The organism is Bacteroidia bacterium (assembly GCA_019695265.1).
GTDB lineage: Bacteria > Bacteroidota > Bacteroidia > JAIBAJ01 > JAIBAJ01 > JAIBAJ01.
Map to the genome: position 1 here is coordinate 1 of JAIBAJ010000107.1, position 12833 is coordinate 12833.

A 12833-nucleotide genomic window follows, 5' to 3' on the forward strand; every position below is an offset into this window, starting at 1 on the left:
TGGCTGTATATGTAGAAGTATTTCCACCTACTACGCTACTTCCATTTTTCCATTCATAGGTATAGGTACCTGATGGTGTTGGGTTAGCTGTCAATACAACATTACCTCCATCGCAGAAGGTAGTTGGGCCGCCAGCTGAAATCGATACTGTTGGATTTGGATTTACCGTTACAACAGTTGGTGAAGATGTTGCAGAACAATTATTTGAACTTGTCACCACCACGGTATAACTACCAGATTGAGTTGCAGAATAGGTTGAAGAAGTTGCACCGGAAATAACAGAACCATCCTTCTTCCAAACATAGGAATATGTGCCACTTGGCGAGCCAACTGCAGTTAATAAAACACTTCCGCCTGCGCAAAATGTTAAGGGTGTTGAATTTGTGATTGATGCCGTAACATCAAAAGATGGCTCAGTTATTGTTACAGAAACAGGAACCGTGCAACCAGCATTGTCCTTCACCGTAATAATATAGGTGCCTGCTGATAATCCAGAAAAGGTATTAGACGATCCATAAGAACCACCATCTTTCTTATATTGATAAGGAGATGTTCCTGTGGCAGTAATTGTAACAGAACCAGTTGCGGCACCTTTACACAAAACATTTACTTGACTTCCAATTGATGCCGTTAATCCTGTTTGATTTACAGTAACGGAAGTTGAAACCGTACAATTTTTAGAATCTTTAACTGTAACTGAATAATTTCCAACAGGTATTGATGAAATAGTTTGAGTAGTTTGACCATTTGACCAAAGGTAAGTGTAAGGAGAGGTTCCACCTGATGGGGTTACAGTTGCAGAACCATTGCTTTGAAGACAAGTAGCCGGATTAGAAGAAGTTGAAGCAGACAAAACATTTGGCTGGGTAACGGTATATGTCCTATCCGTAAAACAACCTTGTGCATCTGTTACTCTTACTGTGTAGGTACCTGGAGCTAAACCTGAAATGGTACCAGTAGTTGCTCCAGTATTCCACAAAAAGGTATAAGGTGGAGTACCTTCTGATGCAACAACAGAAATACTACCATTATTAGCGCCATTGCAGGTTACATTAGTTACAGTTCCTTCAACTTTATAAACTTTTATGACAACAACTTGATCTTCCGCATTTGGAATAATACAAGCATCACCATTAACAACCCTTCTAAAATAGGTAGTTTGGGTTAATGAGCCAATTAAGGAATTAGCCAAATTTTGAGTAGTTCCACCTACAATGTTTGTCCAGTTAATACTATCAGTTGATGACTGCCATTGATATGCAATACCGGTTGAAACGGACGTATGGGCAGATGACGTTCCATTTCTAACAATTCTCGGCAAAGAATAAGAAGGTACGGAACCTGATAAACTAGTTGGTATACTTGCGTAACATATCTTTTGACTTCCGGTAATTGAATTCGATTGAAAATCTGGAGGATTTGCCCAAACAACTAGGCCGGGTTCGTAGGTAGTACTTGTTCTTGTTGTATTGAGAGCTCCAAAGGTTAAGGGAACATCATTTGATTTGGATGTTACAATAGTATATATGCGGCAATCAGAAAATTTAATACCTCTTTCACCAACCGGATCATAATCTGACAATGTACCACCATAATAGGTACCATATAATAAAGAGTTAAGGCCACTTGACAACTTTACAAAGATTTTATCATAGTCTCCTTTATTGGTTGTTTGCAATCCATTTACGCCAGAAAAGGCTGTGGACATATCAGTTGAATTAGAATAACCGAAGATGTAAACATCATTATTTAAATCAACATTTAAACCCATCATATTAATCTCATCACTGCTACCACCCAAATAGGTACCTGCAACAAAAGTTTGATTGGTATCCATGGAGGCAATGAAGAAGTCATTTGTCCCTCCCAGGTAGGAAGTTTTATAACCTCCCGATGCAGGAACATTTGATACAGGAAGTCCAGTTGTTATACCACCGAAATAAAGTCTTGATTTGGAAGTATTAAACTCCATACATAATATAGAAGAACTTTTTCCTGAGGTTGAATTAAAATAGGAAGACCATTTTGTTGTACCATTAGAAGATAACTTCATTAAGAAACCATCTCTATTTCCTGCTCTTGCATTTTGTCTTGGATTTAAAGTAGGGAAATTGGTCGATTTGGTATATCCGGCAACATAAATATCACCATTAGCTGAATTATTCAACATGATGGTAGGCTGATCCGTGTTCGCACCACCAAAATTCTTAAACCAAGAAATGGTGGTTAAGGCGGAATTTATTTTAAAAACAAAACCATCTATTCCTCCATTATTGATATTGGAAGCACCAGTGCTTGGAAGAAGTGTTGCCATATTGGTACTTGCAGTATTACCGCAAACCAAAATATCTCCAGAAGAAGTAAACCTTAAGTCAAAAGCACCATCATCTCCATTTCCACCGACAACAGCACTTTTAATAGAAGTACCATCCTGACTAATTTTAGTTACAAAAATATTATCTGTTGTTTGAGCACGATGGTCAATACTTGAACCTGTTCCATTAAAGGCTGTTCCTCCTAGGAGTGGATAATCGGTACTAGCGGTATATCCAACCATATATAAATTACCATCTGGTCCTTGCTCTAAGGCATATGGATTATCAGCACCAGAACCACCAATATAAGTTTGCCAAACACGAGTACCTGCTCCTTCCAAAGCAGAAGGTTGTTGGTATTTCCCAACGATTAAATCAATACTTCCATTTGCGGAATTATCAAAGGGTCCGGTAATCAAGTTTGTGGAACCATCTACCCTTGCTACAATATATATATAACCGGTTGCAGCGTCTACCCATATACCATGACCATGATTCTCCCCTGTTGAATTTGTATTAACCCAAGTTGCCCAGCGCAATGCAATAGGGTCAATAATCAATACTTGACCTTTATCATAATCCCCAAGACTAAATGAAATTTCATTATTGTTGGAAACAACATAGTGAGCTTCAACAATAACTTTCTTTCCGTTAATTTTTTGATAAGCGATTGGAGCTGGCAGAACCATTGGCCCCACAGAAGTATTTAAAGTAATAGAGCCATTTGAAGAAAGTTTAACTTGATCAATACCTTCAAACTTTAAAGCGATTTGATTATTATTAAATCCGGGTTTACAAATTAAGTCATACTCTAAAGTGCCTTCCTTAGATGGATAATATCTTACATCAACGCCATCATAAACATTACTATACCAAATCTCTTGATAATTCCCTACCGCTGAAACATCTTTGGCACCCAAACCAAAGAAATTAAATACATCCTTGTGTTTAGTTCTACTTTCCACCCTCATAGAAGGAGAACTATTTAAAAACTTCATTAACCAACCATGACCATTAACCTTAACTTTAGGTTCATTGAAAGGAAGGTGTTTATTGTGTGCTTCTTCTTCCCTTATACCTTGTTCAAATTTTTGAGAAGCAGCTTTTTGATCATAAGTTCCAACAAGCATACCTTCCTTGGTTGCTACTGCCTTCCCTAAAGGAAATTCTGCCTTAAACAAAACATTGGCCGGCCATTGGCCAGCATTTTGAGTAAAGTAGATTTGCTTTTCATAATGTTCAAGCATATCCTTCACTTCAGAAGTTAGTTCCTTTGATGAACTAATTTTCTGGTTCTGACCAATTGAAGAAAACTGAATTCCAGCAACAAACACTAACAGGGTGGTTAATGTTCGGGTTTTTGCTTTTTTTAGGGTGGTGTATAATTGTTCCATATGAGAAGAAAATATCTTTTCGCTACTTTATAAACTATTTAATTCCAATGATTTACAAACAAACGCTACTTCATTCAACAAAATCAAATAGCCTTTTATAGGTAAAAACATAGTGGGTTGATACGTAATTATTAACTTTTGGTTTACTAAAATTTTAGAGCAAGATCAAACCAATCAAATAATTCAAAAAATTCAAATTGGCCAGAACACTCCAAAATCTAAGGTCCGCAAAGATATCAAAAAGGCAACTAAGTCGTTAAATGAGGTCGAATTTTCGACTAATAACCAATTTTCCCCTGTTTTAGGAAAACCAACTTTGAAAAGGAAGAATATTAATTTACAAAAAACTTTCTAAAACAGACATCAGAATCAGTAACGACTTTTAGAATGAAAGCCCCTTTTAGAAATTGGGAATTATTCAAACTCATCTCCCAATCAGAAAGTTTACCTTCAAATAAGGAACTTCCAGTAAAATCTAAAATCTGAATATTTCTAATTGATGAGTAAGGATTAGTATCATCTGAAATTAAACCCTTCCAGATGTTATTTTCACAAATCTTCCTTTTGTAGTTTGATACTGCCTTAACTCCAACAGGATAATCTTGGCAAATAAATAAAGTAAATCGACCTTTTACAGAATCACCATTATTTGCAGTAAATGCATATTGTTGATTTAAAGTTTGAAAAGGTATAGTATCATTGGTATAAGCATCGAAAAGTGAAAGGTAAATATTCATTGAGTCGAATCCATAATACTCCGAAATAGTAAGCAAGTAATTTCCATCTGCAGTTGCTCTGGTTCCCAAAGGAATAGTTAGACAACCACCTGACATAGGAGATTTATAGCCATTCATTCCCAATTTCACCCATTGTCCATTATAAGGCACCCAAGTCATAACATTGGGAACACCATCTACACTGCTGTAAATTTTAGGAGCATCATAGGTATCTAGATCAAAAGTATCTGTCGCAAGTGGATGAAGATAAACTATTGCTTCATCTAAACTTACCCCATAAGTAATTTGAATTCGGATTAATGCTGTTGGAGGGATTTGAGAAATGCTCAAATTCCCCAAGGAGAAAAAGATTAAAATCAAAATCAACCTGAAAGCCTGCAAATGGGATTTCATTAAATTCAAAAGTTAGGATTGCAAAGTTACATCTTTCTTTAGACAAAAAAAACATAGTTTAAATCTGAAAATAACAAAAACAACCATCGGACTCAATTTTGGATTTGAGCAAATGGATCCCTCTAATTAATATTTAAGATTTCGAAACATAAAAAACAAAGCCAGATCTTGATAATTGAAATCAAAAAAACAAACCTGACAATTTGAGGAAAAAGTAAAAAATGCTTTACCAATGCATCTATTGACTTCTATGAATCAAACAATATCAAACTAAGAATAGCTGCTTACAACTTCATCTTCATTACTATTCCTTGGCCTATTTCAATCTTTTAGGAATAAAAATTCAAAATTGCCCCCAAGACTAAAAAAATCCAAACTTCTATTTTGAAACTATCAATTCGATTGGATTGAATTAACCCAATTTTCTATTATTTCATGTCCAAAATCCGTTAAAATACTTTCGGGATGAAATTGAATTCCAGTTATTGGATATTCAATATGTTCGAAGGACATTACTATTCCTGCATTGTCAAAACTTGTAACTTTCAAACATGAAGGGAAACCGGCTGATTTGAACCCCCAAGAATGGTATCTTGCAGATTTAAAAACAGTGGGAAGGTTTTTAAAAAGAACAGAATTACCTAAATGAATTGTTTCTCTTGAAACGCCATGATGTATGAACTCTAAATTGAGCAGCTTGGCACCAAAATATTCACCTAACCCTTGATGACCTAAGCAAATCCCAAGAAATGGTTTTGTTTTAGCATATTTTTGAATAATGCCGGGCATTTTACCGGCCTGACAAGGCAAGCCTGGACCTGGAGATAAAATTATACCGTCATACGCATTAATATTAACATCTTCCAATTGATTATTTCGATAAACATCAACCAGAACATCGTTATTTACCAAAAGGTAATGGTAAAGATTAAATGTAAAGGAGTCATAGTTATCAATGAGAAGAAATTTCAAAACTTCGAATTAAAGTGAATCCAAATAATCCTTAGTAAGTTTATTTGCCAGTTTGGGATCAGCTTTTCCTTTCGATTGTTTCATTACTTCACCCATGAACAATCCAATTAGTCCAACTTTTCCGCTTTTATATTCGGCTACCTTTTCCGGGTATTTATCAACGGCTGCAATTACAAACTCCATAAGATTTTCACTGCTACTATCTTGCAGCAGGTTCAAGGATTCGGCTAACTGCAAAGGAGTACTACTTGGATCTACAACCATTTTTGGAAACAATTGTTGAGCAGCAACAGAAAAGCTGACTTTACCTTGATCAACCAAATCAATTAAATGAGCTAAACGTTCCGGGGAAATTGCAAACTGGGTTATATTTAATCCATTTTCATTCAAATAAGATTTAACCGGACCTAAAAGCCAATTTGCTGAAGCTTTGTAGTTGGAACAATGCTTAATTAGAACATTAAAATATTCAGCAAGTTCCCTTGATTCGGTCAGAATTAACGAATCATATTCACTTAAACCCAATGAATGTTGATACCGTTTAAGAAGCACATTGGGCAAATCAGGGAGAACAATTTTAATCCCTTGAACATAATCCTGAGTAACTACAACAGGAGGCAAATCAGGTTCAGGAAAATATCTGTAGTCATTTGCCATTTCTTTACTCCTCAGAAGAAATGTTGTTCCATTGGATGCATCAAAACTTCTGGTATCTTGGCTTATTTCAATTCCTTCCTCAACTGCTTCAATTTGTCGTTTTATTTCGAACTCAATAGCCCTTTGAACGTTCCTGATGGAGTTCATATTTTTTACCTCTACCTTTCTACCGAACTTTGATTCACCTTTAAGTCTAACCGAAACGTTTGCATCACAACGCATGCTACCTTCTTCCATGTTTCCATCACAAATCGATAAATACCTAACCAACTTTCTAACTTCTGTAAGGTATTTATATGCTTCATCTGCAGAGCGAATATCCGGCTCAGAAACCATTTCCAACAAAGGCACACCTGCTCTGTTCAAATCTACCAAGGTATGGAATGGGTCAATATCATGAATGCTTTTACCGGCATCCTCCTCCATATGAATTCGAGTAATTTTAATCTCTTTTTCTTCTCCGCTATCTAATTTGATGGAAATGGCACCGCCTGTACAAATCGGAGTAGTATCTTGAGTTATTTGATACCCTTTAGGCAAATCTGCATAAAAATAATTTTTCCTCGCATAACTATTCACTTCTCGGATATTGGCACCAACCGCCAATCCTAATTTAACAGCATACTCGATAACTTTATTATTTACCATTGGCAAGGTTCCGGGATGCCCTAAGGAGATTGCACTAACCAAGGTATTAGGCATTGCTCCGTATTCAGCCGGATCGTTGCTGTAAGCTTTGGATGAGGTTAATAATTGGATATGGACTTCAAGTCCAATAACAGCTTCGTATTTCTCGTACACACTCATAAGATTGAATTTGCAAAGGTGGGAAAAAAGGAGGAAGTTTAGGCAGGTTAAAATCAAAAATTATACTTTTGTAAATGCAGGTTATTGAAGTCATATCAAAGAAAGAAATAAGCGCCTTTCATCAAATCCCGTCGATTATTTATAAAAATGATCCTCTTTGGATACCCCATCTTAAGCAAGATATTGAAAAAATTTTTGATCCTCAGAAAAATAAATTCTGGAAACATGGTGAGGCAAAACGATGGATTTTAAAGAACGACCAAGGAGAGCTAATTGGAAGAGTAGCTGCATTTATCAATAAAAAGTTAAGTGATAGTTTTAAGCAACCAACCGGTGGATTTGGCTTTTTTGAGTCGATTGATGACCAATCTGCGGCATTTCTGCTTTTCGACACATGCAGAAACTGGCTAGAATCAAAAGGAATGAAGGCCATGGATGGGCCGATTAACTTTGGTGAAAAAGATCAATTTTGGGGATTAATGGTAACCAACTTTGACAATCCAACCACCTACGGAATGAACTACAACCCGGCATATTATCAAAAACATTTCGAAGCTTATGGTTTTAGGACTTACTACGAACAATATGTTTTCCAAAGAGCGGTGTATCAGCCGGCGCAAGATATTTTTGTCAAGAAATCGGAAAATTTATTAAGCTCAGATTCCAATTTCAATTGCAAAATAATTGACAAAAAAAACCTTGGAAAATTTGCTGAAGATTTTAGGACAATTTATAACAATGCCTGGGGAGGTCATGACAACTTCAAACCGATGGAAAAGGAACAAGCGATGAACATTATGAATAAATTAAAACCTATTCTTGATCCGGACATCACCTACTTTGCTTACTACAAGGACGAACCAATAGGATTTTACATCAGTATTCCGGAATTAAATGAACTTTTTAAATATGTAAATGGGAATTTAAATTGGTGGGGTAAAATAAAATTTATGTATCATAAATTAAAAGGAGATTGCCGAACAATGTATAGCATTGTATTTGGAGTAACAAAGGAATATCAAGGAAAAGGAGTTGAAGGATTAATGATAAAATTTGCCGAAAAACATGTATATCCGCTTAATAGATATGACAATATAATTTTAACATGGATAGGAGATTTTAACCCTAAAATGTTGAAAGTAATTGAAAATCTTGAATGTAAAAAATGGAGAACATATATTACATATCGAATAATATTTGACCCAAATATAGAATTTGAAAGAGCACCAATAATAGACTAAAAAAAACATTTTATCCGATAAAAAAATCAATTTTAAATTAGATAATTAAGATGTTTGAAAAAAAAAAACATTGAATAAGGCTTATAGATACAGAAACTATTTGGGTTTAAAATTATTTTTATAGGTAGCGCATCGGGCAACGATAGAGGCAAGTAGCCCACAGGCACACGCGGCGCTAGCCAAGTGGGCCGAGGACTACAGCCGATAGCGTGACCCGAACGCCCGTGCAGGTTTTTTAGGACTTAATAAAAAGCTAGTTGGGCGGAGGGGGCCCGCATAATCCGTATTACATAAATTAAAAGATTCGTTTTGATTGACATTTTTAACAGAACCCCAATATCACTCCTTAATAAAAGGCATAACAACTACGTCTGTTTCAAACCTAATTTTTACAAAAAACAAACCAGACTTTAGATCTGCTATTTGAATAGGAAAAGAATTAAGCCCTGTAAGAGCATGCAGTTTTTCGGTTTGCCTAATTTTTTGCCCGATTACATCAAGAATTTCTAAGGAAAACAATTGAGGGTCATTCATGGAAAAATTAAGATAAAGCTCCGTACTGGCAGGATTAGGGAATAAAGTAGCGCCCTCCAAAGCCTTGTAATTTGACACATTTGCCCCAATATCAAGATTTATATCATCCAGATAAAAATGGTTTCCTCCCCTGGAAATGTAAACAAATTTGAACCTAAAATCGGGTTGAAAGTAACTTGATGGAATACTAACTGAGACTTGTTTCCAATCTGAAGGTCCGGGCACAAACTCCCCTTGATTTATTGCTGAAGTGACCAGGTTATCTCCTTGAATATTTTGACGGAGAGCCCAAGGACTGCTGCAAGACTTCCTCATGTATAGCAACAACTGGTCTGTATTAGATGAGTCGCGTTTTGCATGTGCATATTTAAATGACAAATTGATTTGAGTTGCATTGGTAAGATCTATTGCAGGTCCAACTAATTCGTCTTTGGTTGTCAATTCAGAAGAAGAACATGTAATAAAAACCGAAGAGCTATCACTAGCTCCGAAGTTAGAACTTATTAAGAAATTATTCTCATTATCCAAACTATTTCCAAACCAACCAGCATCATTCAGATTACTAACATTTTCAAAAGATTCAATATATGGGAATGCTTGTTGGGAAGTAGCAGGCAAAACTGAAATTTCACCTATTTTATTAAGCTGATTGGACGATCCACCTAAATAAACTTTCAACGAAACATCATATGTTCCGGGATTTGCATATACAACGGAGGGATTATTTGTATTCGAAGTGGAAGGATTTCCACCACTAAAGGTCCATTGCAGCGAATCAAATGGGCCTTCGAAACTTTCGTTAATAAAGGAGACGCTTTGCCCTTCACATATAACCTTATTATCGGAGGAAAATTGTACTTCACATAGTTCTTGGGTTTGCGGATACACACCGGTTTCTATCAGGTTTTGCAATTGCCATAGGTTATTTCTATGGCCAATAGGAGAATTTAGACAGGCATGCATCCGATCTCTTTGCCCATAGGTGAACATGATATTACAATAGGAATAATCCATGGCATTTTGAACCATATCGACGGTATTTCCGCAGGAGGCACCTGACAAGGCGCAAGATTGCCAACCGATGGTAGGAGGAGTATCATCAACCAAATCATCTATTGAACAATCTTTGTTTGGATCGGCACAAGGATAATAATAAAATCCCGGAACATTATTACCTCCCCAAATATGATGCAAGTTAAGATAATGGCCACATTCATGAGCTAGAACTACTGACCGAGTAGGGTCAGAAGTTCCGATACTTCCAACATAGCTATGAGCAATAACAATTCCATCCCATAAAGGAATAGTATCGGCATCGGAAGGCCAGATGGAATGTCCTGCCAGGCCGGCAGCTTCTATGCATACATATATATTCAGGTATTTTGATGGATCCCAATGAATTAAGTTCTTTACAGAATGATCACCAACCCGTGTAAGGGAAGATGCAATGCGATTAATTCCATTGTGACAATTTCCTTGAGGATCCTTGGTTGCCAGCCTAAATTCAATCTGACAATCTGCATGAACAGGCTTAAAGGCCGGAATGATATCCGCGGTATCGGCACCACGCTTTCTAAAGGTATTATTCAGGATTCTTATTCCATCCAAAATCTGGTCGTCGCTAATATTCTCCGTACCAAAATCATGAATAACATGGAAAACCACAGGAATGATATACAATGGAGAATCGGAGTTAGCAGAAATGGAGCGATTAAGAGAAAACTCTTTAGTAAATTTTTCCAATTCAGCTTCTCTTTTAACTACAGCCTTAGCAACCTCAGGATGCATTTTTAAGGTATTAATACGGATTTCATCTGCACCACAATGAAGCAAGTCTTGTGCAATTGAATAATTAGCACCTAACAACCAGCAAACTAACCCAATAATTGCGCTTCTTTTCATACTTTCAAAAGTAATTATTAAAACATATTTGCAAAATAAGCCAAATAATTAGAAGCCACAACTTCAAAACCAAAGCATTAATCTTACTTCTCCTTATTTTTCGTTTTCACTGATTATCGGATTTCCTATTTTCAGGAACCTTATCAAAAAAACTTGTTCCCCTTCAGCCATAGTTATAAGGCCTTCGGATTTGGATGACCTAATTCAACATTAAATTACAGCCTCTGACCTCTGCCTGATCAAACCTTCCTAGAATTTCAAACTGACCATTTTCATGAACTTTCCCTAGATCATCAATGGCTAAAAAAGGACAAGAGAAACAATTCGCTAAATCTATCACATTCACCCCACCTACTCTATTTATTAAAGACATGGCGGCTAATGGATTGTCGGTTTCTCTAAGTTGAATTTTCATCCAGGGCGGAGTGTTAAAAACGCCTTCTCCCAATGAATATGCCTGAGACAGCAATTCAGTCATCCCATATTCTGAATGAATGTAATCAACCCCAAAAGCCTTGGTTAATTCCAGATGCAATTCCATCCGAGTTAATTCCTTTCGTCTACCTTTCATACCACCTGTTTCCATAACAACAAGGTTAGACCCTTTATTCGAATCAAACAGAGCAAATTCAGGAGATTCAATAAAATCCAAAAGACCAAAACTAACCCCTAACAACATTGTTTTTCGTCCTGAGGCCAAACTATTTTGAAGGTTTTGAGCCAGGGAAGAAAAATCGTTCAGGTAAAAACCACTCAAGAGGCTATTCGAATGTTGAATAAGATAGTCGGCCATATAGACCAAGGAAGAGCCTGAGCGTTCCAGATAACCGGGTAAGAGAGCGAAAATAGTCCATTCTGAAATGGAACCATAAACTTGTTCAAATGCCTTTAAAAAACTAGACACATATACTTCCGGGAACGGTACATAATGTCGGGATGGTTGTGTTCCGGTAGTAGTACTGGATGTAAAACACAAGGAATCGATTCTGTTGGTGAATTCCAGACCAACCTTAAACTGTTTAAAAAAACGAACCGGTAAAAATGGAATTTGTTCCAGGCCGGAAACGGAGGAAATGTCAATTTTCAGGTATTGAATCCATTCCGAATAGATAGGATTCCATTTTCCATGCAAGCGAAATTGTTCCAAACTCAATTCCAGAAAATCCTTATCTGACAAATCAATCCGAATAGCTTTTTCAGCAAGGTTTAACAGGTAATCTCGGTTTGGTTTCATTGCTGCAAAGGTGGTAAAATGTTGACAAATCCGATTAGAAATAAAAATTGAAATCCCTAAACAAAACCACATCAAACCAGCCTTACTTATCGAGAAAGTTTAACCTGTTCTGTCGTTTCTGCCTACATTTGAACCGCCTAAAAAAAAATGGAAAAACTAGTTGCACTTTTAAGAGGAATCAATGTAAGCGGACAAAAAATTATTCCTATGAAAGAACTTCAAGGTTTGTTTGAAAAGCAAGGATTAGGACATGTAAAAACCTATATTCAAAGTGGTAATGTAGTATTCACCAGTTCGAATAGAAAAGGCTTGGAACTCCTTCTAGAACAAGCTATTCTGGAACATTTCGGATATGAAGTACCTGTATTTATCAGAAGTCAGGAAGAACTGCAAGACCTGGTTGGGAAGAATCCTTTTGAAAGTCCGGATCGTGAAAAAAGTTACTTGGTTTTTCTTGAAAAAACTCCAACTCAGGAGCAATTTAAAAAAGCCCAGGAATTTGTTGGAACCGACGAAGAATTGGTATTGGTTGGCAAAGAAATATACTTAAAAACCCCATCGTATGGTAATACTAAAATAAACAACAACTTTTTGGAGAACAAGCTACAACAAAAGGCAAGCACCCGCAATTGGAATACGACCAATAA

The 12833-nt window shown here is 36.4% G+C and carries 8 protein-coding genes; 2 read left to right on the top strand and 6 right to left on the bottom strand.

Features of this window, described 5'->3' with window-relative positions; all coding sequences use genetic code 11:
- From K1X82_12800 to gatB, 4 genes are all read right to left on the bottom strand, one after another.
- The coding region (locus K1X82_12800; protein ID MBX7182984.1) for a hypothetical protein at positions 1 to 3709 on the bottom strand (3709 nt) is incomplete at its 3' end.
- A 332-nt stretch (positions 3710 to 4041) separates the two neighbouring features.
- Positions 4042 to 4839: a hypothetical protein gene (locus tag K1X82_12805; GenBank protein ID MBX7182985.1), complete on the bottom strand. Its 798-nt coding sequence runs from the start codon at positions 4837 to 4839 to the stop codon at positions 4042 to 4044.
- 393 nt (positions 4840 to 5232) lie between these two features.
- Positions 5233 to 5811, bottom strand: coding sequence for an aminodeoxychorismate/anthranilate synthase component II (locus K1X82_12810; GenBank protein ID MBX7182986.1), 579 nt, complete (start codon positions 5809 to 5811; stop codon positions 5233 to 5235).
- Between the two features lie 9 nt (positions 5812 to 5820).
- A complete protein-coding gene (gene gatB / locus K1X82_12815) occupies positions 5821 to 7275 on the bottom strand; it encodes an Asp-tRNA(Asn)/Glu-tRNA(Gln) amidotransferase subunit GatB (protein MBX7182987.1) in 1455 nt (484 codons plus the stop codon).
- Positions 7276 to 7349: 74 nt separating this feature from the next.
- Between gatB and K1X82_12820 the strand changes: the two genes are divergently transcribed.
- Positions 7350 to 8516: a hypothetical protein gene (locus K1X82_12820; GenBank protein MBX7182988.1), complete on the top strand. Its 1167-nt coding sequence runs from the start codon at positions 7350 to 7352 to the stop codon at positions 8514 to 8516.
- A 339-nt stretch (positions 8517 to 8855) separates the two neighbouring features.
- Here the strand turns inward: K1X82_12820 and K1X82_12825 are convergent, their stop codons facing one another.
- Positions 8856 to 10952 (bottom strand): T9SS type A sorting domain-containing protein, encoded by a 2097-nt coding sequence (locus K1X82_12825; protein ID MBX7182989.1) that lies wholly within the window; start codon positions 10950 to 10952, stop codon positions 8856 to 8858.
- Positions 10953 to 11151: 199 nt separating this feature from the next.
- Positions 11152 to 12186, bottom strand: a complete 1035-nt coding sequence (locus tag K1X82_12830; protein ID MBX7182990.1) for an acyl transferase — start codon at positions 12184 to 12186, stop codon at positions 11152 to 11154.
- A 147-nt stretch (positions 12187 to 12333) separates the two neighbouring features.
- Here K1X82_12830 and K1X82_12835 point away from each other — a divergent pair.
- Positions 12334 to 12833: DUF1697 domain-containing protein (locus K1X82_12835; protein MBX7182991.1), on the top strand; the 500-nt coding region annotated here is incomplete at its 3' end.